This is a genomic window from Streptomyces sp. WY228 (assembly GCF_019287315.1).
Classification (GTDB): Bacteria; Actinomycetota; Actinomycetes; order Streptomycetales; family Streptomycetaceae; genus Streptomyces; species Streptomyces caviscabies.
This window is the reverse complement of record NZ_CP079114.1, coordinates 2,435,162-2,461,260: the sequence shown is the minus strand read 5'-3', so window position 1 is coordinate 2,461,260 and position 26,099 is coordinate 2,435,162. Positions and strand designations below refer to the sequence as shown.

Here is a 26,099-nt window from a genome sequence, read left to right as displayed (position 1 = left end):
TGGGACGATGGAGCCTACGTATCGATCCGACCGACGATCCGACCGACCCGACATCGACCCGAGACACGGCGTTCGGCGTCTCAAGAATCAGGACCCTGCGTGCCCGCGACTCCTTCCAACGTGCCCGAGCCGAGCCGTACCGACCCGGCGCTGATCCGCAATTTCTGCATCATCGCGCACATCGACCACGGCAAGTCGACCCTCGCCGACCGGATGCTTCAGCTGACCGGAGTGGTCGACCAGCGGCAGATGCGCGCTCAGTACCTCGACCGGATGGACATCGAGCGCGAGCGCGGCATCACCATCAAGTCCCAGGCGGTCCGGCTGCCCTGGGCGCCCACCGAGGGCGAGGACCAGGGCCTGACCCATGTCCTCAACATGATCGACACCCCGGGCCACGTGGACTTCACCTACGAGGTCTCCCGTTCGCTCGCCGCCTGCGAGGGCACGGTCCTGCTGGTCGACGCCGCGCAGGGCATCGAGGCCCAGACGCTGGCCAACCTCTATCTCGCGATGGAGAACGACCTCACCATCGTCCCGGTGCTCAACAAGATCGACCTCCCGGCCGCCCAGCCGGAGAAGTTCTCCGAGGAGCTGGCCAACCTCATCGGCTGCCAGCCCGAGGACGTGCTCAAGGTCTCCGCCAAGACCGGCGTCGGCGTGGACGCGCTGCTCGACCGGGTCGTGCGGGACGTGCCGGCCCCGGTCGGCGTCGCGGACGCCCCCGCCCGCGCGATGATCTTCGACTCGGTCTACGACTCGTACCGCGGTGTCGTCACCTACGTCCGTGTCGTCGACGGTCAGCTCAACAAGCGCGAGCGCATCCGCATGATGTCCACCGGCGCCACCCACGAGCTGCTGGAGATCGGGGTGTCCTCCCCGGAGATGACCCCGGCCGACGGCATCGGCGTGGGCGAGGTCGGCTACATCATCACCGGGGTGAAGGACGTCCGGCAGTCCAAGGTCGGTGACACGATCACCTCCCTGAACAACGGGGCGACCGAGGCGCTGGGCGGTTACAAGGACCCGAAGCCGATGGTGTTCTCGGGGCTGTATCCGCTGGACGGCTCGGACTACCCGGACCTGCGCGAGGCGCTGGACAAGCTCCAGCTCAACGACGCCGCCCTGGTCTACGAGCCGGAGACCTCCGCCGCGCTCGGCTTCGGCTTCCGCGTCGGCTTCCTCGGCCTGCTCCACCTGGACGTGGTCCGTGAGCGGCTGGAGCGCGAGTTCGGCCTCGACCTGATCGCCACCGCGCCCAACGTGGTCTACCGCGTCGAGATGGAGGACGGCACCGAGCACGTCGTCACCAACCCGAGCGAGTTCCCCGAGGGCAAGATCGACAAGGTGCACGAGCCGGTCGTCCGCGCCACGGTGCTGGCCCCGAGCGAGTTCATCGGCGCGATCATGGAGCTGTGCCAGGGCCGCCGCGGCACCCTGCTCGGCATGGACTACCTCTCCGAGGACCGGGTCGAGATCCGCTACACCCTGCCGCTCGCGGAGATCGTCTTCGACTTCTTCGACCAGCTGAAGTCCAAGACCCGGGGCTACGCCTCCCTCGACTACGAGCCCACCGGCGAGCAGACGGCCAACCTCGTCAAGGTCGACATCCTGCTGCACGGCGACAAGGTGGATGCGTTCTCCGCGGTCACCCACAAGGACAAGGCGTACGCGTACGGCGTCCGGCTCGTCGCCAAACTGCAGAAGCTCATCCCGCGGCAGAACTTCGAGGTGCCGATCCAGGCGGCCATCGGCGCCCGGGTCATCGCCCGTGAGACCGTGCGCGCCATCCGCAAGGACGTGCTCGCCAAGTGCTACGGCGGTGACATCTCCCGTAAGCGGAAGCTGCTGGAGAAGCAGAAGGAGGGCAAGAAGCGGATGAAGATGGTCGGCAATGTGGAGGTTCCGCAGGACGCCTTCATCTCCGTCCTGTCGACCGACGAGTCCGCCGGGGAGAGCAAGGGCAAGAAGTAGCCCCGCCCCGACGCCCGCCGACTTCTGTCGACGAGCGGTCCGGAGGGCCCCCATGCCGCAGCATCGGTATGGGGGCCCTTTCGTTATGAAAGCGGCGGCCCGTTGCCTCTTACGTGGCGGACAAGTGCGCTCTACTCTGATCACGACTCGATGGTTACTGGCCAGTTAAACAAGCCGAACAAGCAGGTTGCAGAGCAGGACGTACAGAGCAAGTCGCCGTATCAAAGAAGCCGGTCGTAGCAATGCCGCAGGCCCGGAGGACGTCGTGAGCGACACACAGACCTTGATCGATAACCGGCCGCCCTCCGTGGCGGCCCTCTTCATCGACCGCGTGGCGGCGACGCCGGACGGGGAGGCGTACCGCTTTCCGGTGCCGTCCGCCTCGGGCGAGGGGCCCGACGACTGGAAGTCGCTGAGCTGGGGCCAGGCCGCCGAGCGGGTCTACGCGATCGCCGCCGGGCTGATCGCGCTCGGCGTACAGCCGGAGGAGCGGGTCGCCCTCTCCTCGGCCACCCGGGTGGAGTGGGTCCTCATCGACCTCGGGGTGATGTGCGCGGGCGCCGCGACCACCACGATCTACCCCTCCACGAACGCCGAGGAGTCCGCGTTCATCCTGGCCGACTCCGAGAGCCGGATCCTCATCGCGGAGGACGCCGAGCAGCTGGCCAAGGCCCGGGAGACCCGCGCCGACCTGCCGGATCTCGCCCATGTCGTGGTCATCGACCCGGCCGGCGTCGAGCCCGCCGAGGGCGACCCGGAGGGCTGGATCATCACCCTCGCCGACCTGGAGGCCCAGGGCAAGGAGCTCCTCGCCAAGACCCCGGACGCGGTCACCGAGCGGGTCGCCGCGATCACCGCCGACCAGCTCGCCACCCTCATCTACACCTCGGGCACCACCGGCCGCCCCAAGGGCGTACGGCTGCCGCACGACAACTGGTCGTACATGGCGAAGGCCACCGTGGCGACCGGTCTGATCACCGCCGAGGACGTGCAGTACCTCTGGCTGCCGCTCGCCCACGTCTTCGGCAAGGTCCTCACCTCGGGCCAGATCGAGGTCGGCCACGTCACCGCGATCGACGGCCGCATCGACAAGATCATCGAGAATCTGCCGGTCGTCCAGCCGACCTACATGGCCGCCGTGCCCCGGATCTTCGAGAAGGTCTACAACGGGGTCGCCTCCAAGGCCCGCGCGGGCGGCGGCGCCAAGTACAAGATCTTCCAGTGGGCGGCCGGGGTGGCCCGCGAGTACGCCAAGGTCTCCCAGGACAACTTCCGGCGCACCGGCAAGGCGTCCGTCCCCTTCGCGCTCGGCGCCAAGCACAAGGTCGCCGACACGCTCGTCTTCTCCAAGATCCGTGAGGCCTTCGGCGGCCGGCTGCGCGCCTGCATCTCCGGCTCCGCCGCGCTCGCCCCGGACATCGGCTACTTCTTCGCGGGCGCCGGCGTCCACATCCTGGAGGGCTACGGCCTCACCGAGACCAGCGCCGCCTCCTTCGTCAACCCGGGCGAGGCCTACCGCACCGGCACCGTCGGCAAGCCGCTCCCCGGCACCGAGGTGCGCATCGCCGACGACGGCGAGATCCTGCTGCGCGGCCCCGGCGTCATGCAGGGCTACCACAAGCTGCCCGACAAGACCGAGGAGGTCCTGGAGTCGGACGGCTGGATCCACACCGGGGACATCGGCGAGCTGTCGGCCGACGGCTATCTGCGCATCACCGACCGCAAGAAGGACCTGATCAAGACGTCCGGCGGCAAGTACGTCGCCCCGGCGGAGGTCGAGGGTCAGTTCAAGGCGGTCTGCCCGTTCGTCTCCAACATCCTGGTGCACGGCGCGGACCGTAACTTCTGCACCGCGCTCATCGCCCTCGACGAGCCCACCCTCCTCGGCTGGGCCGCCGAGAACGGCCTGGAGGGCAAGTCGTACGCGGAGGTCGTCGCCGCCCCGCAGACCGTCGAGCTGATCGACGGATACGTCAAGCGCCTCAACGAGGGCCTCCAGCGCTGGCAGACCATCAAGAAGTTCCGCCTCCTGCCGCGCGACCTGGACGTCGAGCACGGCGAGCTGACCCCGAGCCTCAAGCTGAAGCGGCCGGTCGTCGAGCGCCAGTACCAGGGGCTCATCGACGAGATGTACGCGGGCTCGCGCGAGGCGTAGGGCCTTCGCGCGCGGGCCTGGCGGCCGAGGGCTCGCTCCCGGCCGCCGGGCCGCCTTCCGGGGGCTCGGCCCCGGAACGGCACAGGGCTGCCGGACACCAGGTGTCCGGCAGCCCCGTTCGCCGTACGGATCCCGCGGCGGCCGGGCGCGCTAACCTCCGGCACCGCGATCGGGCGCGCTCATGTCCCCCGTGGCGGGCGTGCCCTCGGCGAGCCCGTAGCGCAGGTACACCGTGCCCTTCGGGCCGGCTGCCGGGGGTGCGAGGAGCGTGAGGTTGGTGGGCACCGCGCCACCGTCGAACACCTTCTTCCCGACGCCGAGCACGATCGGATGCAGCCAGAGGTCGAGCCGGTCGAAGAGCTTCTCGCGCAGGAGGGTCTGGACGAGGTGCAGACTCCCGACGACCTTCACGTGTTCGTGCCGGTCACGGATCTCGCGCACCGAGGCGGCGAGATCCGGGCCGAGCAGCGTGGACCCGGCCCACGAGAGGTCGGGCCGGCCGCGGGAGGCCACGTACTTCGGGACGCCGTTGAAGAGGGCGGCGATCCCGTCGTCCTGGCCGCCTTCCTGGTGGGGCCAGAAGGCGGCGAAGATGTCGTACGTCCGCCGGCCGAGCAGGAGGGCGTCCGTCCCCTCGTACGCCTCGCCGACCTGCGCCCCGGCCACCGGGTCCAGCAGGGGCGCCTGCCAGCCGCCGAACGGGAACCCCACCGGGTCCTCGTCGGGGCCGCCGGGCGCCTGCCCGACGAGGTCGAGGGTCGCGAACAGTTCGATGTGGATGAGGCCCATGGCGCGCTCCCTGTGAGTCGGTCGTCTCTCGATCGGTCGTCTCTCCAGGGGTAGACCCGCGGACGCCTGCAGGCTCATCGCCGCGACGGAGTGTTCCTGTCAGGCCCGGCCGCAGCAGTTCCGCTTCCCGAATTCCCGAAGGGTTGAGTTTCCCGAAGCCTTGCGTTCGAATCTGCTCGATTTTCTGCTCACTTCGGTAACTCGGTGCTTATGGATGCGGCCGGTCTGTCACCCTGTCGGTGTCGTCGGACCGTAGGAGCCGCACCGTGGCGCCCATTCCCTTGCAGCGGGACACCGTGCAGCGTCCCGGCACCATCCGTGCCGGGTACGCGCACGGCCCGCGCCTTGCCAGCCGCACCAGCCTGCCCGGCATACCCCTCGCCCCGTCCGCCGCCCGCCGCTTCGTGCGCGCCGCGCTCGCCGAGTGGACCGGGCTCGGGGTGCCCGCCGCCGTGGGTTTCAGCGACCGGCTGGCCGACGACGCGGTGACCGTCACCAACGAACTGGTCACCAACGCCGTGGTGCACGCCGGGACCACCGTCGACCTGGTCCTCAGGCTGGAGGAGGAGGGCGGCGACGACGAGCCGACGGCCGCCCTCGTCCTGGAGGTCACCGACCACCACCCGGCCCGCCCGGTCAGCGGCGACGAGCCGGAGCCCGGGCCGGAACGGGGCGCGGCGGTCGCGGGGGAGCTGCCGGACCCCGCCGAGTACGGCCGGGGCCTCCAGCTCGTCGCCACCCTCGCCGACTCCTGGGGCATCACCTACCGCACCGGCCTCAAAACGGTCTGGGCCCGCCTCCCCGTCGACGACTGGAGCGCCCCGCCCTCCCCACCCGACGGCGAGGCCCTCCGGCGCGGCCTGCGCGCCGCCGAGATCCTCGCTCCCGCCGCCCGGCGCACCGAACGCGACGACGCGGTCTGGGACAGCCGGGGCGCCCCGGCCTTCCTCGCCGAGGCCTCCGACCTGCTCGCCGGGCAGCTCGACGAGGACCTGGTGGCCGCCATAGCGGGCCAGCTGCTGGTGCCCCGGCTGGCGGACTGGTGCGCGATCTGGCTGGAGACCGAGGGCGGCGGACCGGCCGCCGAACCCCGGCTCGCCCGGGTCTGGCACAGCGACGAGACCGGCACCGAGCCGCTGCGCACCGCCTTGGAGAACACCCCGCCCAGGCTCCCCGCCGGGGCGGGCTCCGGCCCCGTCCCCGTACCCGTGCCCTGGCCCGCGCCTCCGGCCGACCGGCCGGCGGAGGCCGGGGAGGCCGGGGAGGCGCCGTCTCCGTACCCCGGTGGCCGGGACGGGGCCGCGCTCGCGTTCCGGATCACCGCCGGTGGCCGGGCGCTCGGCACCGTACTCGTCGGCCGTGAGGGCGTCGCCCAGGTGCCGGAGGCCGTCGCCTCGCTCATCGAGGACTTCGTCCGCCGTCTCGGGCTCGCCGTCGGCGCCGCCCGCGCCTACACCCGGCAGGCCACCATCAGCCGGATCCTCCAGCGCGGCCTGCTGCCCAGCAAGGTCGCCGAGATCCCCGGCGTCACCAGCGCCCTCGTCTACGAACCGAGCGACGACGGCGTGGTCGGCGGCGACTTCTACGACATCTTCCCGTGCCCCGGCGACCGCTGGTGCTTCGTCCTCGGCGACGTCCAGGGCTCCGGCCCCGAGGCCGCCGTCGTCACCGGTCTCGCCCGCCCCTGGCTGCGGCTGCTCTCCCGCGAGGGCTTCGGCGTCGGTGAGGTCCTGGACCGGCTGAACCGCCTGCTCCTCGACGACGCCATGGAGGCAGCCGAGGCCGCCGCCCTGATGGTCGCCGCCGCCGGGGGCCAGCAGCTCCACGACGGCACCCAGTCGCGGTTCCTCTCCCTGCTGTACGGGGAGGTCGTGCCGCTCCCGGACGGCGGGGTCCGCTGCACGGTCGCCAGCGCCGGACACCCGCTGCCGCTGCTGCTGCGCCCCGACGGCTCCGTCCGCCCGGCCGCCGAACCCCAGGTGCTGCTCGGGGTCGTCGAGGACGTGGCGTACGAGAGCCAGACCTTCGGCCTCGCGCCCGGGGACACCCTGCTCTGCGTCACCGACGGGGTGACCGAGCGGCGGTCGGGCCCGCTGATGTTCGACGACGGGGACGGGCTGGCCCGGGTGCTGGCCGGGTGCGCCGGGCTGCCCGCCGAGGCCACCGCCGAGCGGATCCGGCGGGCGGTCCACGAGTTCGCCGAGCAGCCGCCGGACGATGACGTGGCCCTGCTGGTGCTGCACGCGGAGTAGGGCGTTCCGGGCGACCGGCCGCCCGCGGCCGCGATCCGGGGCCGTGCCCGCGGCGGGGGCCGGTGCCCACCGGGCCAGGGCTCATGCTGGGCACCTGCACATGGCCGGATCGCGGCGGTGTCGCCGAAGCTGACCACCACGAGCGACACAGCACTCTCGCCCAGGTGCGACGGGGTGCGCTCGCCCACCACCGCTGACTCACTGCGCGCAGCCGTGCCCGCAGGAAGGACTGTCATGTCACTTGGCTCCGACGCGCTCCACTCGGCGGTCACCCGCAAGGCGATCCGACGCCTGCTGCCGGTACTCGGCCTGGCCTACTTCATGTCGTACGTGGACCGGACGAACGTGTCGCTGGCGAAGACCCAGCTGGAGGCCGACATCGGCATCGGCGCCGCCGCGTACGGGCTCGGCGCCGGGGTGTTCTTCATCAGCTACGCGCTTCTCGAAGTGCCGAGCAACCTGGTGCTCTACCGCGTGGGAGCCCGGGTCTGGATCGCGCGCATCGCTGTGACCTGGGGTCTCGTCTCCGCGGCGATGATGTTCGTCCAGGGCGAGCTGTCGTTCTACCTCCTCCGCTTCCTCCTCGGGGCAGCGGAAGCCGGGCTGTACCCGGCGCTGATGTACACCGTCACGCTCTGGTTCTCGCAGCGGCACCGCGTGAAGGTGGTCGGCCTCATCTACACCGCACCGGCCCTCGCCACCATCCTGGGCGCCCCGGCGGGCGGCGCGCTGATGAGCATGGACGGCACCGCCGGACTGCACGGCTGGCAGTGGATGTTCCTCGTCGAGGGCCTGGTCACCGTCGCGGTCGGCGCCGTGGTCTGGTTCGCGCTCCCCAGCCGCCCGCAGGACGCCCGATGGCTCTCCGCGGACGAGGCCGCCCTGCTGTCCGAGCGTGCGGCGGGCGCGCCGTCGCCCCACCGGCTGCGGGGCAACCTCAAGCTCGCCTTCGGACGCCCCGTCGTGCTGATGCTCGCGGCCGTCTACTTCGTGAACCAGCTCGTGGCCTCCGCCGTCGGGTTCAACCTGCCCGCGATCGTGGAGGACCTCGGGGTCGAGGGCACGACGAACATCGGGCTGGTCACCGGCAGTATCGGCCTCGCCGTCCTCGCCGGTGTGCTCTTCTTCCCCTGGCTCCACGGGCGGATCGGCGACGACACCGGGCTGATCGTCCTGTGTGCCGTCGCGGGGACCGCGGCGATGGGCGGGTTCCTGGTCACGGACGCGGTCGCGGCACAGTTCACGCTGCTGTTCGTCGCCAACTTCTTCCTGATGGGCACCCTTCCGCTGTTCTGGTCGGTGGCCATGTCGCGGATGTCGGGACTGATGGCCGCCGTCGGGCTCGCGTTCATCAACACCGTCGGCCTGCTCGGAGGGTTCTTCGGACCCTTCCTCTTCGGTCTGATCGAGGACCGTGTCGACGGCGATCGGGCCCCCTTCGTCCTCGTCGTGCTGGCCGGACTGGTGGGAGCGGCCCTCGCCGTGGCCCTCAGGCAGCTGGTACGCCGTGAGGACCGCACGACGCCCCGGACGCCCGTACCCGCCGGGAAGTGAGCCGCACCGGCCTCCCGCCGCACGCCGCCGGCCTGCGGGAATCGTGGTCGACACCACGTTTCCCGCAGGCCGCGGCCGTGCCTATCCTGCGCCCATGAACGACGAGCCGGCCCTGCGCCGCGAGCTGGCCCTGACGCTGCTCGGCGACCTCGACAGCCTCATCGAGCGCCTCGCGGACGACATCTGCGCGCACAGCTCCCGGTACGCCAGCGGGACCCCGGTCTCCCACGACGACCTGCACCGGACGCTGCGCGGCAACATGGAGATCGCCCTGCGCGAGTTCGGCCGGATACCCGACGGCGAACGCCTCTTCGAGGCGGTGGCCGCCGAGAACGGGCGGCTCCGCGCGGAGCAGGACATGCCCCTGGCCACCGTGCTCCAGGCCTACCGCCGAGGGGGCCGGGTGCTCTGGCAGGCGATGGCCGACTGGATGCGCGACCGCTCTCCCGCCCAGCAGCACCTGGTCGGTGACATGGCCGGCGCCGTCTGGGAGACCATCGACCGGTTCTCCTCCGCCATGGCGGACGCCTACCGCCTGCGCATGCTCGAACTCCAGCACCGCGAGGCATCCCGCCGCGGCGCCCTGTTCGAGGCGCTGCTGGACGGCCGCGCGGGCGATCCGGCGGTGGCCGGAGCGGCCGCCACGGCCCTCGGTGTACCCCGGCAGGACCGCTACGCGGTGGTGGTCATCGCCCAGGACGCCCACGACGCCGTCTCGCCGCCCGACCCCGCGCCGGCTCTGGAGGGCTGGGGGCTGTGGTCCTTCTGGCGGCCGCGCGCGGACACCGTCGCCGGGCTCGTCAGGCTCCGGGCCGCCGACCCGGCGGACCTCGCGGAGGCCCTGCGCGGCCAGCGCATCGGCCGGGCGGGCATCTCGCCTCCTTTCGGCGAACTGGCAGCGGCGGCCCAGGGACTGCGCCTGGCGCAGCGCGCGCTGGACACCCTGCCGCCCCGCAGCGGAGAGGTCGCCTCGCTGGACGACCGACTGGTGCACGCGGCGCTCGGCGCCGAGCCGGAGATCGCCGAACGCCTCACGGTGCGCTATCTCCACGGGGTCCTGGACAGCGGCGCCGAGCGCGACGTCCTCCTGGGCACGCTGCGGACCTGGCTCGACTCGGGCTGTTCGGCCTCCGGTACCGCCACCCGGATGTTCTGCCACCGCAACACGATTCTGAACCGCATCGGCCGTGTCGCCGAACTGACCGGCTGGCCCGCCGACTCGGGTGAGGCACGGCTCGGATGGGCCCTCGCACTGCGCGCCCTCGAACTGGACCACTGACCCGCGCCCGTCCGGGTACGGCCCTGCGGAGCGGCCGCACGGCCCGTGCCGTTGCCCACCCCTCCGGCCCCGGTGCTGGGCGTCTGCACATGGCCGCCGCGCCGCGCCCTGGCCGAAGCTGAGGCGATCGGACAGCCCGTTCGCACGCGTGAGGGAGCCAAGGTGCAGTTGAGCGTCGCCACCATCCTGCAGGAGTCCGCCGCCCGCCGTCCCGACCGGATCGCGGTCGTCGACGGGGACGTGCGCGTCACCTACCGAGACCTGTGGCGGGACGTCCTGCGGCTCGCGGCCCGGCTCCGCGCCGACGGGGTGAGGACCGGCGACCGGGTCGCCCTGCTGCTGCCCAACTCCGCGGACTTTCCACGCGCCTACTACGCCGTGCTCGCCGCCGGAGCCACCGCGGTGCCCGTGCACGGCCTGCTCGTGGCCGACGAGGTCGCCTACGTGCTGCGCCACAGCGGCTGCCGGGCCGTGATCGCGGCCGGGGCGCTGACCGTGGTCGCCGAGGCGGCCGCCTCCGGGGCCGGTGTCAGGGTCCTGCCCGTCGACTGCGGCGGGCAGGCTCTCGACGGGCCCGAGCCGCGCGACCCGGACGACACCGCGGTCATCCTCTACACCAGCGGCACCACCGGGCGGCCCAAGGGAGCCCTGCTCACCCACGCGAACCTGGTCCGCAACGCCACCGTGTGCGCCCAGGACCTGTTCGCGCTCACGCCCGACGACGTCGTCCTCGGCTGTCTGCCGCTGTTCCACAGCTTCGGCCAGTCCTGCGCCATGAACGCCGCCCTCAGCGCCGGCGCGTCCCTGGTCCTGACCGCCCGCTTCACCGGCCCCGACGCCCTCGCGCTGATGGCCCGCGAGGCCGTGACGGTGTTCATGGGGGTGCCGACGATGTACCACGCGCTCGCCGAGGCGTCCGGGGCGGACGGCCCCCGTCCCGCCGGTCTGCGCTTGGCGGTCTCCGGCGGCGCCGCCCTCCCGGTCGCGCTCCTCGAACGCTTCGAGGACGCCTTCGGCACAGTGATCCTGGAGGGCTACGGGCTGACCGAGACGTCCCCCGCCGCCACGTTCAACCGGCCCGAGGAACGGCGGACGGGGACGGTGGGCCGCCCCATTCCGGGCGTCGAGGCGGCCGTCGCCGACCCGAGGATCGAGGACCGCGTCGTTCCCCTGGCCGACGGCGAGCGGGGCGAGGTCGTCCTGCGCGGCCACAACGTCTTCGCCGGGTATCTCGACAACCCGCGGGCCACCGCGGAGGCCCTGGTCGACGGCTGGTTCCGGACCGGCGACCTCGGGGTCAGGGATCAGGACGGCTTCCTGACCATCGTCGACCGCAAGAAGGATCTGATCATCCGCGGCGGGTTCAACGTCTACCCCCGCGAGGTCGAGGAGACGCTGGCCCGCCACCCCGGCATCGCGCAGGTCAGCGTGGTGGGGCTGCCCGACGAGGTCAGGGGGGAGGAGATCTGCGCCGCCGTGGTCGCACGCCCCGGGGCGCGGCTGCACCCCGACGAACTCGTCGAGTGGGCCAGGGAGCGCCTCGGGCGGCACAAGTACCCCCGGATCGTGCGCGTGCTCGGCTCGCTGCCGCTCGGCCCCAGCGGCAAGGTCCTCAAGCGGGAGCTCCGGGAGACGTGCGCATGACTCTCGTCGACACCCGTTCCGGCACGGTCCGCGGCTCGGCCGAGGACGGCGTCACCGTCTTTCGAGGCATACCGTACGCGGCCGCGCCCGTCGGTCCCCTCCGCTTCCGGGCACCCGTACCCGCCCCGGAGTGGCAGGGGGTCCGCGACGCGACCGCGTTCGGGCCCACCGCCCCCAAGAACCCCTACGCGGCCCCGCTGGACGCACTCCTGCCCGACCCCGACATCCCCGGCGACGCCTGCCTCAACCTCAACGTCTGGACGCCTGCCCCGGACGAGGGGCAGCGGGCCGTCATGGTGTGGATCCACGGCGGATCGCTGCGCAACGGTTCCTCCGCCGTCCCCGTCTACGACGGAAGGGCCTTCGCCCGCGACGGGGTGGTGCTGGTCTCCCTCAACTACCGGCTCGGCATCGAGGGCTTCGGCGTCTTCCCCGACGCCCCCGCCAACCTCGGACTGCGCGACCAGCTCGCCGCGCTGGCCTGGGTCCGCGACAACATCCGTGCCTTCGGCGGCGACCCCGGCAACGTCACGGTCTTCGGCGAGTCCGCGGGGGCCACCAGCATCGCCGCTCTGCTGACGAGCCCCCACGCCACCGGGCTGTTCCACCGGGCCGTCCTCCAGAGCGGAGCCCCCACCGCACTGCCGCCCGCCCGGGCGTCGCGCACCACCGGGGCCATGGCCGGGCACCTCGGCGTCGATGCCACCGCCGCGGCCTTCGCCCGCATCGATCCCGCACGGCTGCTCGCCGCGCAGCGCACCGCGACCTCCGGCGGCAACCCCCTGACCGGCAGCCGTGGCTTCCACCCCGTCATCGACGGCGACGTCCTTCCCACCGCGCCCGCCGACGCGTTCGCGGCGGGCGCCACCGACGGCATCGATCTCCTCCTGGGCAGCAACACCCACGAGCACCGGCTGTGGTTCGTGCCCAGCGGCCTCGCCGACCGGATCGGGCGCGGCGCCCTGTGGGCCGCCACACTGAGGAACCGGGCCCCCTTGCGGGCCCCGGGCATCTACCGGGCCGCCCGGCCGGACGCGCCGCCCGGCGAGATCCTCGGAGCCATGGCCACCGACCGGATGCTCAGGGCCCCGGTCAACCGGCTCGCCGACGCCCGGACCGGCCGACCGGGCCGCACCTACGTCTACGAGTTCGCGTGGCCCTCGCCGGTGGGGCGGCTCGGCGCCTGCCACGCCCTGGAGATCGGCTTCGTCTTCGACACGCTGCACACCGAGGACAGCCGCCTCCTCGCCGGTGACGCGGCACCGCGCGACCTCGCCGTGGCCATGCACACCGCGTGGACCGCCTTCGCCACCCACGGGGACCCCGGCTGGGAAGCCTGGAACGGCACCCGGCCCGTGCGGACCTTCGGAGCCGACGCCCCCGTACCGTCCACGCTCCGCGGAACGAGGAACTGCGCATGTGGGGCTGAGTCCCGCACACCCCTCCCACCCGCACCCGTCCCCGCCCAGCCGTACTGGGGCCGCGACGCCGACTACATCCAGGCCCGGATCGACCGGCTCGGCACCGTCCTGCGCGAGGCGGCGGCCCGCCACGGGGCGCTCTACACCGACACGGCGGGGATCGGCGCGGGCCACGACGCGTGCGCACCCCAGGAGGACCGGTACATCCAGAGCGCCCTCTCCCTGCGCGACGGCTTCCCGCTCCACCCCACCGCGGCGGGCTCCCGGGCCTTCGGGGAAGCCGTGGCCGCCACCCTCACCGACGACGGGGAGCGGTGACGGCGACCGCCGCCGGGAGACACCCGGCGGCGGTCGCCGTTCAGGCCGCCGGTACGCGGACGCGCGTGGTCAGCAGGACGGAGTCGCGGGCGGCGGCCCGGGCGCGGGGGTCGAAGTCGGGCGCCGCGCAGACGAGGAGTGTCCGGCCGTCGTCGCCGCCGAGGCCGCAGGCGAAGGCGCCGAGCCCGTCGGGCAGGTCGAGCTGTTCGACGATTCCCTCGCCCTCCCGGACCCTGACGACACGCCCGTGGAGGGCGTCGGCGACCCACAGGTCGCCCGAGCCGTCGACGGCGCACCCGTCGGGCGCGTACCGGAGCTCCGCGATCATCCGGCCGGTCGGGGCCAGGGCCGGCGAGGGAGCGACCTGAGCCCAGGTGCGGCGCTCGGTGAGCAGGCCGTCGGGCGTGAGGGTGAAAGCGGTGTGGCGGGCGGCGAAGGTCTCCCCGACGACCAGGGTCCTGCCGTGGTCGGTGAGGACGGCCGCGTTGGGGAAGACGAGCTCCTCGGCGGCGACCCGTACCGTTCCGTCGGGCAGGACGCGGAGCAGCGCGGCGGTACGAGGGTGCTCGCCGGCGTTCAGGTCGAAGCCGAAGCAGCCCACGAAGGCGGTTCCGTCCGGCAGGACGAGCATGTCGTTGGCCGGGCCCTCGCCGTACGGGGCCAGATGGGCGTGCACGACGAGGCTGCCGTCCGGTTCGCGCCGCATGACCTTCCGCCCCCGCATCGCGACGAAGAGGAGCGCCCCGCCGGGCAGCCAGCCGAGGCCGCCGGGGTGGTCGCCGTCCAGGCCGAGGACGGTGATCGTCCGGCCGTCCCCGGCCACGGTCACGATGCGGTCGGCGTAGAAGTCGGACACCCACCACACGCCCTCGTGCCAGCGGGGGCACTCGTAGAACGCGCCCGGGGCGCCGATCGGGGTCCATCCGGTGTCCGTCATGTCCGCACTCTCGCCGAAAGGCGGCGTGCGGGCCATGGGCGATCGCCCATCGTTCACCGGCTCCCACGAACGAATCCGACCAACAGCACGCCGCCGGGCCCGGACCCTCGGCAGGAGGCCCCGGCCCGGCCCGGTCCGGGAAGCTCCGGCGGCGAGCGACAATGGACGGTATGCCTTCCGTACTGCCCGATGGTGAGCCCGTGCCCGACCACGGGGCGCTGCCCCACCATGCCCTGGAAGGCGCAGCCGACCGCCCGCTCGGCTTCTATCTGCACGTGCCGTACTGCGCCACCCGCTGCGGCTACTGCGACTTCAACACCTACACCGCCACCGAGCTGCGCGGCTCCGGCGGAGCGCTGGCCTCCCGCGACAACTACGCCGCCCATCTGATCGAGGAGGTCCGCCAGGCCCGCAAGGTCCTCGGCGACGACCCGCGCCCGGTCCGTACGGTCTTCGTCGGCGGCGGCACGCCCACCCTGCTGCCCGCCGCCGACCTCGTACGGATGCTGGCATCGATCAGGGAGGAGTTCGGGCTCGCCGAGGACGCCGAGATCACCACCGAGGCCAATCCGGAGTCCGTCGATCCGGCCTACCTCGAAGCCCTGCGCGAGGGCGGCTTCAACCGGGTCTCCTTCGGCATGCAGAGCGCCAAGCAGCACGTCCTGAAGATCCTCGACCGCACCCACACCCCCGGCCGCCCCGAGGCCTGCGTCGCCGAGGCGCGCGCGGCGGGCTTCGACCACGTCAACCTGGACCTGATCTACGGCACCCCCGGCGAGTCCGACGACGACTGGCGGGCCACCCTGGACGCCGCGATCGGCGCGGGCCCCGACCATGTCTCCGCGTACGCCCTGATCGTCGAGGAGGGCACCCAGCTCGCCCGCCGCATCCGGCGCGGCGAGATCCCGATGACCGACGACGACGCGCACGCCGACCGCTATCTCATCGCGGACGAGGCCTTCGCCGCCGCCGGTTTCGACTGGTACGAGGTCTCCAACTGGGCCACCACCGAGGCCGGCCGCTGCCTCCACAACGAGCTGTACTGGCGCGGCGCCGACTGGTGGGGCGCGGGCCCCGGGGCGCACAGCCACGTCGGCGGTGTGCGCTGGTGGAACGTGAAGCACCCCGGCGCGTACGCCCAGGCGCTCTCCGAGGGCCGCTCGCCCGGCGCGGGCCGCGAGATTCTCGCCGACGAGGACCGCCGGGTCGAGCGGATCCTGCTGGAGCTGCGGCTGCGCGAGGGCTGCCCGCTCGACCTCCTGAAACCCGACGGCCTCGCCGCCTCCCGCCGCGCCCTGACCGACGGCCTGCTGGACCCGGAACCGTACGGGAAGGGCCGCGCGGTCCTCACCCTGCGCGGGCGGCTCCTCGCCGACGCCGTCGTCCGCGACCTGGTCGACTGACACCCGGAGAAGACTTCACGGGCACGCTCACGGCTTGCAGTCCTTCGCCGTCAGCGGCGGCGCGACCCCGGCCGGCTTGCCGCACACCAGGGTCCGCTCGGCGCTCGGCCCCGGCCGGACCACCTTGACGATGTTGAGACCGTGCACGTTGTCCGAGACCGAGGACTTCGCCCGGCTGAACGAGATCGTCCCCGTGGGCATGTTGTTGAGGTCCACCGTGTGCAGCGTCGCCCAGGTCTCCGCCGCGCTCCGGCGCTGGTCGCCGCGGGCCGCGGCGTCGTACAGCGCGGCCGTCGCGCTGTAGGAGATGACGGTCTGCCCGCTGGCGAACAGCTCGTCCTCGTACGCCGGACGCCCCGAGACCAGTGCGGCGACCTCCCCCTCCGGGTGCAGCGCCCGCAGCGTGCGGTACGCGTCGCCGTAGAAGCCGAGGTTCTTTCCGCGGTCCAGCGGGGCGAGGGAGCTGTGGTAGAGCGTGACGTTGGCCGCGATCGACGTGCTGTCGTCGAAGGTGCCCTTCGTCAGATCGTCCCCGGTGAACACCGTCATCCGCCGGTCCGAGCACCCGGTGGTGCCCGACAGGCCCGCCATCAGTGTGGGCACGTCCTCGACCCGCCCCGCGAAGTACAGCGCGTCCGGCACCCGCTCGGCCTGGCAGATGGTGGTCAGCGGGGCGTTCAGGCTCGCCCCGCCCGCGAGGTCGTAGCTCACGTCCCGGCCCAGCGAGAAGCCCGACGTCCGCAGCATCTCCTTGCCCGCGGCCCGCTGCTCGGCGGTGTACCGGTCCAGGTCGCCGTTGTGGTCCCCGCGCGACAGCACGATCGCGTGCGGGCGGTCCAGCTCCTTCGCGACCTGCCGGGCGACCAGCCCCAGCGCGTACGTCTGCTCCTCGTCCGTCGCCGCGAGGCCGAAGTAGTTGGGGAACCGGCGGGGCAGGTCGCCGCTGGAGTTCGTCGTGTTCACCAGCGGCAGCCCCGCATCGCGCAGCAGCCGCGTCGCGTCGTCGCTCTCGTAGGTGTTGCGGCCCAGGCCGACCACCCCGACCACCGACGGATCCCGCCGGGCCACCTCGATGATCTTCCGTACGGCGGTGAGCTGCCGCAGCATGTCCTCGCCGCCGTTGGCGGTCAGCACCCGCAGCTTCACCGACCGGCCCACGGTCTTGTTCACCGCCCGCTGCTGGAGGTAGACGCCGGTCAGCTCCTCCAGGCCCTTGCGGGTCGCCTCCCGGTCCTTGCCCGTGGCGGTCAGCGGACCGGCGTACACGACCGTCACATACGCGTCGCCCGGTGCGATGTCGGCGTTCTCGGCGCGTATCTCCTGCTCGATCCGCTCGAAGGTGATGCCCTTGCCCGCCCCGTTCAGCTCCAGGTCGTTGCCCCGCGCGAAGAGCACCTCGGGCGCGGTCGCCACCCCCACGCACTCCCGGTCGTCCCCCTCACCGGCCCAGATCGCGTCCGTGTTCCGGTCGGTCAGCGGACCGTGGCAGTACGTATCGCGCCAGTGCCCGGCCCACAGGAACGCCCCCAGCAGCGAGCCCACGACGACCACCGCGATGCTCGCCCGCGACATCACCCACCACGCCCAGGTCCGCCGCACCCGGTGGGTGACCAGCTGCGCGTGCGCGTGCTCGTGCGTCAGCTTCTCCGTCGACAGCGGCAGCAGCAGCACCCACGCCAGCGTCGCCGCGGCCACCGGCGACTGGCCCAGGCTCAGATCGTCGACCCACCGTTCGTAGCGGGCCCGGGCCCCGGAGGAACCGCTCGGCGCCCCCGGACCCGGCCGCTCCGGGGGCAGCGGCGGGGTGTGCCGCATGATCTCGGAGGCCGGCAGCGAGGCGAGCAGCAGCAGCGGATCGACCTCGCTGCGCCGCGACCGTACGTTGTTGATCGCGTTGATCAGCAGGATGCCGCCGTTGTCCTGGGTGGCCCGGGGCAGGAACACCACCGGCGGGACCGTGCGCTTGCCGCGCCGCCAGTCCAGGGAGTGCGGGCGGTAGTTGTGCCGCAGGTCCTCCAGCAGCGCCTGCACCCGCAGCTCCAGATGGAACTGGCGCGCGTACTCGTCGCCCGCCCCCGCGTCCGCCACCCGCTCCGCCACCGCCGCCGCCCGCGCCCGGATCACCCGCCAGGAACCGCTAGGCGAGAACCACGACCAGCCGTCCGACGGATAGCCGGTGCTGGACGCGGCCAGCGACGAGGTGGTGGCGAACCAGCGGCTGGCCCGGCGCAGCCACAGCAGCGGCGGCGCGGCCCGGCTCGCCAGGCCCACCACGGCGAGCCCGAGCAGCGCGACGGCCGCCACCAGGGCCGTCAGCAGCCAGTCGATCTCGCCGAGCAGCACGCTGAGCAGCGCGATGAAGAGCGCGCCGACGAACGTCTCGGGCCGCACCGACTCCCGCAGCGACTCCCACCGGCTGCCCCGGCGCGGCCGGCCGGACCGCCAGCGCAGCCGGCTCAGCTGCTCCAGAATCCTTTCCTCGCGCACCTCGGAGGTGTTGCCGTGCGACTGCTCGACCACCGTCGCGGTGGCCTGCTCGATCGCCCCGAGCAGCCGGGAGCGGGGAAAGGAGAAGGTCTTGTACTGGGTGTTCTCGCGGGTCTCCCAGGGCTTCTCGGAGAGCGTGCGCACCATGTCGAGCGCCGCCTCGTACGGAGTGGCGCCCTCGCCGTCCAGCAGCCGCACCGGCACCCGGCGCAACTCGTTGGCCCGGTGCACCTGGTGGACGACCCGCTCCACGCGGGCGTCGATCTCCGGTCCGGCCGCGGCGTCCGCCGCCTGGGCCACCACGAGCGGCATCACCGGCCGGTTGACCCGGTACCGGTCGATCAGCTGCTGCATCAGATGGAAGACGGCCGAGGCCGCCTCGTTGTCCGCACTGTCCCGCCAGACCTCGCGCGCCATCGCCCCGTGTCCTTCCCCCGTGGACCCCGCGGCTCCCTCGAACCGTCGGTCCGTGAACCGCCTGCCCGTTCTTCCCTCTCACTAACCGATGGTGCGTGTGGGGCGCAGGCATTCCCAGGGATCGGCACATGATCGTCCGGGACGGACGGGCCTCAGCCCGGGGACATCAGTCCGGAAGGGTGACGAAATCGATCAATTCCTCTACCCGGCCCAGGAGTTGGGGCTCCAGGTCCTTGTAGCTGCGGACCTTCGACAGAATGTGCTGCCAGGCCGCCCCGGTGTTCTCCGGCCACCCCAGCGCCCGGCACACACCCGTCTTCCAGTCCTGCCCCCTCGGCACCACCGGCCAGGCGTCGATCCCCACCGAGGACGGCTTCACCGCCTCCCACACGTCGATGTACGGATGCCCCACCACCAGCACATGGTCGCCGGTCACCCGATCGGCGATCCGGGACTCCTTGGAGCCGGGCACCAGATGGTCCACCAGCACCCCCAGCCGGGCGTCCGGCCCCGGCCCGAACTCCCCGACGATCGCCGGCAGGTCGTCGACACCCTCCAGGTACTCCACGACCACGCCCTCGATCCGCAGGTCGTCGCCCCACACCCGCTCCACCAGCTCCGCGTCGTGCCGGCCCTCCACATAGATCCGCCCGGCCCGCGCCACCCGGGCCCGCGCCCCGGGCACCGCCACCGAACCGGAAGCCGTACGGGTGGTGCGCACGGGGCCGCCGGGGCCCGGGCGCACCAGCGTGACGACCTTGCCCTCCAGCAGGAAGCCGCGCGGCTCCATCGGGAACACCCGGTGCTTGCCGAACCGGTCCTCCAGGGTCACCGTCGGACCCTGCGCCGTCTTCTCGCAGCGGATCACCGCCCCGCAGAAGCCGGTGGCGACCTCCTCCACGACCAGATCGGGTTCGGCGGGCACCTCGGGCACGGGGGCGGACCGCTTCCACGGCGGGGTCAGGTCCGGCTGGTAGCTGCGCATGGCCCGACGATAATCGGCCCGCCGCCGTGAAGAACCTCACGCCGCCACGAAGATCCGCACGCCACCGCGGGGATCCTCACACCGCGAACCGCTCCGCCAGCGCCGCCCGTTGCTTCCGGACGAACGCCGCGTCCACCACCGCCCCGTGCCCCGGTACGTACAGCGCGTCCTCGCCGCCCAGCTCCAGCAGCCGCTCCAGCGCGGCCGGCCAGCGCGCGGGCACCGCGTCCGGGCCCGCCTGCGGATCGCCCGACTCCTCGACCAGATCGCCGCAGAGCACCACCGGAGGCCCACCGTCCGAGCCCGGCACCAGCACCGCGAGGTCATGGCCGCTGTGGGCGGGGCCCAGATCGGCCAGCAGCACCCGGCGGCCGCCGCCCAGATCGAGCACCTGCTCCCCGTCCACCTCGTGGTGCGGGACCACCAGCGTGTCCGCCGACCGGGCCGCCTCGTCCTCGGGCACGCCGTGGCGCACCGCGTCGCCGTACAGCCCCTGCTCTCCGTCCCGCAGCAGGGCGGCCAGCCCCGCCGAGCCGTACACCCGCACCCCGGCGAACGCCGCCGTGCCCAGTACATGGTCGAAATGGGGGTGGCTCAGTGCGATATGCGTCACCCTGCGGCCGAGCAGCGCCTCGGCCTGCCGGCGCAGCTCGACGCCCTCGCGCAGCGTCGAGCCGGTGTCGTACAGCAGCACCCCCTGCGCACCGGCGACCAGCGCGACGGTGGCGTCCCAGCCCGGGAGCCGCCGCCGGCCGACACCGTTGCCCAACCGCTCCCAGCCGAAGTCTTCCCAAGCGACGTCCATACCAGGACGCTATCGGCAGCGACCTGCGCGGTCCCGTGGTGGGGCGGCCGGTCGCCCTTGCCCCGGCCCCACCCCACCCCCGTACACTGACGACGGGATCGCTGGCACTCGTACGTACCGAGTGCCAGCCGGACACCGGAGAGATCCGGAGAAACACAGCTGGAGGTGTGCGCGATGCTCAGCGAACGCAGACTCGAAGTGCTGCGCGCCATCGTCCAGGACTATGTCGGCACCGAGGAGCCCGTCGGCTCCAAGGCGCTCACCGAGCGGCACCGGCTGGGGGTCTCCCCGGCCACCGTCCGCAACGACATGGCGGTGCTGGAGGACGAGGGCTTCATCGCCCAGCCGCACACGAGCGCGGGGCGCATTCCCACCGACAAGGGGTACCGCCTCTTCGTCGACAAGCTCGCGGGCGTCAAGCCGCTGTCCTCGCCCGAGCGCCGGGCCATCCAGAACTTCCTCGACGGCGCGGTCGACCTCGACGACGTGGTCGGCCGGACGGTGCGGCTGCTCGCGCAGCTGACCCGGCAGGTCGCCGTCGTGCAGTACCCCTCGCTGACCCGCTCGACGGTGCGGCACGTGGAGCTGCTGTCGCTCGCGCCCGCCCGGCTGATGCTCGTCCTGATCACGGACACCGGCCGGGTCGAACAGCGTATGATCGACTGCCCTGCGCCGTTCGGCGAGGCATCGCTCGCGGATCTGCGGGCCCGGCTCAACAGCCGGGTCGTCGGACGCCGCTTCGCGGATGTCCCGCGCTTGGTGCAGGAACTGCCGGAATCCTTCGACAGCGAGGACCGGGGGACGGTCTCCACCGTCCTTTCCACCCTCCTCGAAACCCTGGTCGAGGAGACGGAGGAGCGGCTTATGATCGGCGGCACCTCCAACCTCACCCGCTTCGGACACGACTTCCCGGTGATGATCCGGCCGGTGCTGGAAGCACTGGAGGAACAGGTCGTCCTGCTGAAGCTGCTCGGTGAGGCCACGGACTCCGGCATGACCGTACGGATCGGGCACGAGAACGCCCACGAGGGGCTCAACTCCACGTCCGTCGTCGCGGTCGGCTACGGTTCGGGCGACGAGGCAGTCGCCAAACTCGGCGTGGTCGGACCGACCCGCATGGACTACCCCGGAACGATGGGAGCGGTACGCGCAGTGGCACGTTACGTCGGACAGATCCTGGCGGAGTCGTAAGTGGCCACGGACTACTACGCCGTACTCGGCGTGCGCCGCGACGCATCTCAGGACGAGATCAAGAAGGCATTCCGTCGGCTCGCCCGCGAGCTGCACCCGGATGTCAACCCGGACCCGAAGACCCAGGAGCGGTTCAAGGAGATCAACGCCGCTTACGAGGTGCTCTCGGACCCGCAGAAGAAGCAGGTCTACGACCTCGGCGGCGACCCGCTCTCCGCGAACGGCGGAGGCGGCGGTGGCGCGGGCGGTTTCGGAGCCGGCGGCTTCGGCAACTTCTCCGACATCATGGACGCGTTCTTCGGCAACGCCGCGCAGCGCGGGCCCCGCTCGCGCACCCGGCGCGGCCAGGACGCCATGATCCGGCTGGAGATCGACCTCAACGAGGCGGCCTTCGGCACCACCAAGGACATCCAGGTCGACACGGCCGTCGTCTGCAACACGTGCAGCGGCGAGGGCGCGGCCCCCGGCACCTCCGCCCAGACCTGTGACATGTGTCGCGGCCGCGGCGAGGTCTCGCAGGTCACCCGGTCCTTCCTCGGCCAGGTCATGACCTCGCGGCCCTGCCCGCAGTGCCAGGGCTTCGGCACGGTCGTGCCCACCCCCTGCCCGGAGTGCGCCGGCGACGGCCGCATCCGCTCGCGGCGCACGCTCACGGTCAAGATCCCGGCGGGCGTCGACAACGGCACCCGTATCCAGCTCGCCGGAGAGGGCGAGGTCGGCCCCGGCGGCGGCCCGCCCGGCGATCTGTACGTGGAGATCCACGAGCTGCCGCACGCCGTCTTCCAGCGGCGCGGCGACGATCTGCACTGCACGGTCACCATCCCCATGACGGCCGCGGCCCTCGGCACCAAGTGCCCGCTGGAGACGCTGGACGGCCTGGAGGAGATCGACATCCGGCCCGGCACCCAGTCCGGCCAGTCCGTTCCCCTGCACGGGCGCGGGATCACGCATCTGCGCGGCGGCGGCCGGGGCGACCTCATCGTGCACGTCGAGGTGATGACCCCCTCCAAGCTCGACCCCGAGCAGGAACGGCTGCTGCGCGAGCTCTCCAAGCTCCGCGGCGAGGAACGGCCCTTGGGCCAATTCCAGCCAGGTCAGCAGGGCCTCTTCTCCCGTCTGAAGGACGCGTTCAACGGCCGCTGAACCGCTTTCTGCCTTTCACCGCACCGCCCGCCGGTTCCCTACCGGCGGGCGGTGCGGCGTAGGGCGGGAGAACCGGTCAGGCCGCAGGCTGGCTGATTCGGCCCCGTGCACGGAACGTGGCACGATGCGCTCATGTCCTCCGAGTTGACCGATCTCTGCCGGTATCCGATCGTGCAGGCCCCCATGGCGGGCGGCGCGTCCGGACCTCAGCTCGCCGCCGCCGTCGCCGAAGCCGGCGGGCTCGGATTCCTGGCCGCCGGGTACAAGACGGCGGACGGGATGTACAACGAGATCAAACAGCTGCGCCGGCTCACCGGCGGACCGTTCGGCGTCAACCTCTTCATGCCGCAGCCCGCCCTCGCCGACCCCAGCGCCGTCGAGGTCTACCGCCACCAGCTCGCCGGCGAGGCCACCTGGTACGAGACCCCGCTCGGTGACCCGGACAGCAGCGGCGACGACGGCTACGAGGCCAAGGTCGCGATCCTGCTGGAGGACCCGGTCCCGGTGGTCTCCTTCACCTTCGGCTGCCCCACCCGCGACATCCTCGACGCCTTCGCCCGCGTCGGCACGCACACCGTCGTCACGGTCACCTCGGCCGAGGAGGCCCAGGGCGCCCAGTGGGCGGGCGCCGACACCGTCTGCGTCCAGGGCGTCGAAGCGGGCGGCCACCAGTCCACCCACCGTGACGACCCGCAGCTCGACCAGACCGGCACCGGACTGCTCTCCCTCCTCGCCCAGGTCCGCGAGACCGTGCAGATCCCGATCGTCGCCACCGGCGGCCTGATGCGCGGCTCCCAGATCGCCGCCGTCCTCGCGGCCGGCGCGGACGCCGCCCAGCTCGGCACCGCCTTCCTGATCTGCCCCGAGTCCGGCGCGCACCCGCTGCACAAGCAGGCCCTCACCAACCCGCTGTTCGTCCGCACCGAGCTGACCCGCGCCTTCTCCGGGCGGCCCGCCCGCGGCCTGGTCAACCGCTTCGTCCGCGAACACGGCCCGTACGCCCCCGCCGCCTACCCCCAGGTCCACTACGTCACCAGCGGGCTGCGCCGGGCCGCCGCCAAGGCGGGCGACGCCCAGGGCATGGCGCTGTGGGCCGGACAGGGCCACCGGATGGCCCGCGAACTGCCCGTCGCCGAGCTGATCGAACTGCTCGCCGCCGAACTGGAGGCCGCCCGGTCGGCCCTGAGCATGAGGAGCCCCCGGTGACCGCACCGGTCTTCGTCGTCGAACGGATGCCCACCGGGCCGGAGTTCGTCCTGGACGGCCCCGAAGGACGGCACGCCGTCTCCGTCAAGCGGCTCCAGCCGGGCGAGGACGTCGTCCTCACCGACGGCCTCGGCCACTGGGCGGACGGCGTCGTCCGGGCCGCCGAGGGCAAGGACCGCCTCACCGTGACGCTCCACGCGGGCGTCCAGGAGGAGCCGGAGCCCATGCCCCGGATCACCGTCGTCCAGGCGCTCCCCAAGGGCGACCGGGGCGAGCTGGCCGTGGAGACGATGACCGAGACCGGCGTCGACGCGATCGTGCCCTGGCAGGCGGCCCGCTGCATCACCCAGTGGAAGGGCGACCGGGGCGCCAAGGCCCTGACCAAGTGGCGCAGCACGGCACGCGAGGCGGGCAAGCAGTCCCGCCGGGTGCGCTTCCCCGAGGTGGCCGACGCCATGACGACCAAGCAGGTCGCCGCCCTGCTCGCCGGAGCCGACTTCGCGGGCGTCCTGCACGAGGACCGCGACCACGACAGCACCCCGCTCGCCACCGCCGGACTCCCCGCCACCGGCACGATCGTGCTCGTCGTCGGCCCCGAGGGCGGCGTCTCCCCGCAGGAACTGGCCGCCTTCGCCGAGGCGGGCGCCCGCCCGTACCGCCTCGGCCGCAGCGTACTGCGCACCTCCACCGCCGGGACCGCCGCGACCGCGCTGCTGCTGGGACGCACGGGGCGCTGGGGATGAACGGGCCCGGCGATAGCATGCCCCTGTACTGATCACCACGGATCACCAGCGAGCGAGGAGGCCCGGCCATGGCGGGAGAGCCGCAGACCGACTGCCTGTTCTGCAAGATCGTCTCGGGAGACATCCCGGCGACCATCGTCCGCGAGAGCGCGACCACCGTCGCCTTCCGCGACATCAACCCGCAGGCCCCGACCCACGTCCTGGTCATCCCCAAGGTCCACTACCCGGACGCCGCCTCCCTCGCCGCCGCCGAACCGACGATCGCCGCGGACGTGCTGACCGAGGCCGGAGCGGTCGCCGCCGACGAGAAGATCGACTCCACCGGCTACCGGATCATCCTCAACACGGGCTCCGGCGCCGGCCAGACGGTCTTCCACGCGCACGCCCACGTCCTGGGCGGCCGCGGCCTCCAGTGGCCGCCCGGATAACACCCGCCCGGCAGGAGCCCCTCCCCATGTCCGTACGCGAGTTGGTGGTGCTCGGCACCGCCAGCCAGGTCCCCACCCGGCACCGCAACCACAACGGCTATCTGCTGCGCTGGGACGGCGAGGGCATCCTCTTCGACCCCGGCGAGGGCACCCAGCGCCAGATGCTGCGGGCCGGGGTCGCCGCGCACGACATCGACCGGATCTGCATCACCCACTTCCACGGCGACCACTCCCTCGGGCTCGCCGGGGTGATCCAGCGGATCAACCTCGACCAGGTGCCGCACCCGGTGACCGCGCACTACCCGGCGAGCGGGCAGCACTTCTTCGACCGGCTGCGGTACGCCACGGCCTACCGCGAGACCGTCGAGCTGGCCGAGGCCCCGGTCGCCGGAACCGGCGGGGTCCTCGCCACCACGGCCTCGTACACCCTGGACAGCCACAAGCTCTCGCACCCCGTCGAGTCGTACGGCTACCGCCTCACCGAGCCCGACACCCGGCGCATGCTGCCCGCCCTCCTCAAGGAGCACGGCATCGCCGGACCGGACGTCGGCCGCCTCCAGCGCGAAGGCGCGCTCGGCGGCGTCACCCTGGAGCAGGTCTCCGAACACCGGCGCGGACAGCGGTTCGCGTTCGTCATGGACACCCGGCTCTGCGACGGCGTGTACGCGCTGGCCGAGGGCTGCGACATGCTCGTCATCGAGTCGACCTTCCTCGACGAGGACGAGAAGCTGGCCGTCGACCACGGGCACCTGACCGCCGGACAGGCCGGCCGGGTGGCGAAGGAGGCGGGCGTGCGCCACCTCGTGCTGACCCACTTCTCCCAGCGCTACCACGACCCGGAACGCTTCGAGACCCAGGCCCGCGCCGCCGGGTTCGACGGCGAACTCACCGTCGCCCAGGACCTGATCCGCGTCCCCCTGCCCACTCGGCACCACCCCTGACACCACCGCACCACCCCTGATCCACCC

At 72.6% G+C, this 26,099-nt stretch carries 19 protein-coding genes; 14 read left to right on the top strand and 5 right to left on the bottom strand.

Translation table 11 applies throughout. The features are described 5' to 3' along the window. The first annotated feature begins 99 nt into the window (after positions 1 to 99). The gene (gene lepA / locus KV381_RS10665) at positions 100 to 1,974 is read left to right on the top strand and encodes a translation elongation factor 4 (RefSeq protein WP_030626032.1); all 1,875 of its coding nucleotides are present in this window, start codon (positions 100 to 102) and stop codon (positions 1,972 to 1,974) included. A gap of 265 nt (positions 1,975 to 2,239) precedes the next feature. Further along, positions 2,240 to 4,129: a long-chain fatty acid--CoA ligase gene (locus KV381_RS10660; protein ID WP_030077890.1), complete on the top strand. Its 1,890-nt coding sequence runs from the start codon at positions 2,240 to 2,242 to the stop codon at positions 4,127 to 4,129. A gap of 150 nt (positions 4,130 to 4,279) precedes the next feature. On the opposite strand, the gene KV381_RS10655 is transcribed toward KV381_RS10660, so the two are convergent. Then, complete coding sequence (locus KV381_RS10655) at positions 4,280 to 4,918, bottom strand: dihydrofolate reductase family protein (RefSeq protein WP_030077891.1); 639 nt, start codon at positions 4,916 to 4,918, stop codon at positions 4,280 to 4,282. A gap of 266 nt (positions 4,919 to 5,184) precedes the next feature. On the opposite strand from KV381_RS10655, the gene KV381_RS10650 reads away from it, so the two are divergent. The 5 genes from KV381_RS10650 to KV381_RS10630 all read left to right on the top strand — a co-directional run bounded on the left by KV381_RS10650 (position 5,185) and on the right by KV381_RS10630 (position 13,386). Then, entirely contained in the window at positions 5,185 to 7,170 is a 1,986-nt protein-coding gene (locus tag KV381_RS10650) for an ATP-binding SpoIIE family protein phosphatase (RefSeq protein WP_218785113.1), read from the top strand. Between the two features lie 234 nt (positions 7,171 to 7,404). Beyond that, positions 7,405 to 8,724 carry an MFS transporter gene (locus KV381_RS10645; protein ID WP_030077895.1) on the top strand — a complete coding sequence of 440 codons (1,320 nt, stop codon included), beginning with the start codon at positions 7,405 to 7,407 and terminating at the stop codon, positions 8,722 to 8,724. Between the two features lie 94 nt (positions 8,725 to 8,818). Continuing rightward, entirely contained in the window at positions 8,819 to 10,003 is a 1,185-nt protein-coding gene (locus KV381_RS10640) for a CdaR family transcriptional regulator (RefSeq protein ID WP_030077897.1), read from the top strand. Positions 10,004 to 10,165: 162 nt separating this feature from the next. Continuing rightward, entirely contained in the window at positions 10,166 to 11,647 is a 1,482-nt protein-coding gene (locus KV381_RS10635; protein ID WP_218785112.1) for a long-chain fatty acid--CoA ligase, read from the top strand. Further along, the gene (locus tag KV381_RS10630; protein ID WP_218785111.1) at positions 11,644 to 13,386 is read left to right on the top strand and encodes a carboxylesterase family protein; all 1,743 of its coding nucleotides are present in this window, start codon (positions 11,644 to 11,646) and stop codon (positions 13,384 to 13,386) included. Before KV381_RS10635 ends, KV381_RS10630 begins: the two co-directional genes overlap by 4 nt. A 40-nt stretch (positions 13,387 to 13,426) precedes the next feature. Here the strand turns inward: KV381_RS10630 and KV381_RS10625 are convergent, their stop codons facing one another. Beyond that, positions 13,427 to 14,323, bottom strand: a complete 897-nt coding sequence (locus tag KV381_RS10625; protein ID WP_218785110.1) for an SMP-30/gluconolactonase/LRE family protein — start codon at positions 14,321 to 14,323, stop codon at positions 13,427 to 13,429. Between the two features lie 161 nt (positions 14,324 to 14,484). Between KV381_RS10625 and hemW the strand changes: the two genes are divergently transcribed. After that, positions 14,485 to 15,726, top strand: coding sequence for a radical SAM family heme chaperone HemW (gene hemW / locus KV381_RS10620; protein ID WP_218785109.1), 1,242 nt, complete (start codon positions 14,485 to 14,487; stop codon positions 15,724 to 15,726). Positions 15,727 to 15,753: 27 nt separating this feature from the next. On the opposite strand, the gene KV381_RS10615 is transcribed toward hemW, so the two are convergent. From KV381_RS10615 to KV381_RS10605, 3 genes are all read right to left on the bottom strand, one after another. After that, a complete protein-coding gene (locus KV381_RS10615; protein WP_218785108.1) occupies positions 15,754 to 18,630 on the bottom strand; it encodes an ABC transporter substrate-binding protein in 2,877 nt (958 codons plus the stop codon). Positions 18,631 to 18,796: 166 nt separating this feature from the next. Continuing rightward, positions 18,797 to 19,615: a DUF3097 domain-containing protein gene (locus KV381_RS10610; protein WP_086777376.1), complete on the bottom strand. Its 819-nt coding sequence runs from the start codon at positions 19,613 to 19,615 to the stop codon at positions 18,797 to 18,799. Between the two features lie 76 nt (positions 19,616 to 19,691). Further along, positions 19,692 to 20,420, bottom strand: coding sequence for an MBL fold metallo-hydrolase (locus KV381_RS10605; protein ID WP_218785107.1), 729 nt, complete (start codon positions 20,418 to 20,420; stop codon positions 19,692 to 19,694). A gap of 174 nt (positions 20,421 to 20,594) precedes the next feature. On the opposite strand from KV381_RS10605, the gene hrcA reads away from it, so the two are divergent. From hrcA to KV381_RS10575, 6 genes are all read left to right on the top strand, one after another. Beyond that, positions 20,595 to 21,611, top strand: a complete 1,017-nt coding sequence (gene hrcA / locus KV381_RS10600) for a heat-inducible transcriptional repressor HrcA (RefSeq protein WP_006124340.1) — start codon at positions 20,595 to 20,597, stop codon at positions 21,609 to 21,611. Beyond that, on the top strand, positions 21,612 to 22,754 hold the full coding sequence (gene dnaJ / locus KV381_RS10595; RefSeq protein WP_103510146.1) for a molecular chaperone DnaJ: 1,143 nt from the start codon (positions 21,612 to 21,614) through the stop codon (positions 22,752 to 22,754). Positions 22,755 to 22,886: 132 nt separating this feature from the next. Beyond that, positions 22,887 to 23,960 carry a nitronate monooxygenase gene (locus KV381_RS10590; protein WP_030077914.1) on the top strand — a complete coding sequence of 358 codons (1,074 nt, stop codon included), beginning with the start codon at positions 22,887 to 22,889 and terminating at the stop codon, positions 23,958 to 23,960. Further along, positions 23,957 to 24,703, top strand: coding sequence for a 16S rRNA (uracil(1498)-N(3))-methyltransferase (locus KV381_RS10585; protein WP_030077916.1), 747 nt, complete (start codon positions 23,957 to 23,959; stop codon positions 24,701 to 24,703). The genes KV381_RS10590 and KV381_RS10585 overlap by 4 nt, the downstream gene beginning before the upstream one ends. Positions 24,704 to 24,771: 68 nt before the next feature. Next, positions 24,772 to 25,131 (top strand): histidine triad nucleotide-binding protein, encoded by a 360-nt coding sequence (locus KV381_RS10580; RefSeq protein ID WP_086777379.1) that lies wholly within the window; start codon positions 24,772 to 24,774, stop codon positions 25,129 to 25,131. Between the two features lie 26 nt (positions 25,132 to 25,157). After that, complete coding sequence (locus KV381_RS10575; protein ID WP_030077921.1) at positions 25,158 to 26,072, top strand: ribonuclease Z; 915 nt, start codon at positions 25,158 to 25,160, stop codon at positions 26,070 to 26,072. Positions 26,073 to 26,099: the final 27 nt, after the last annotated feature.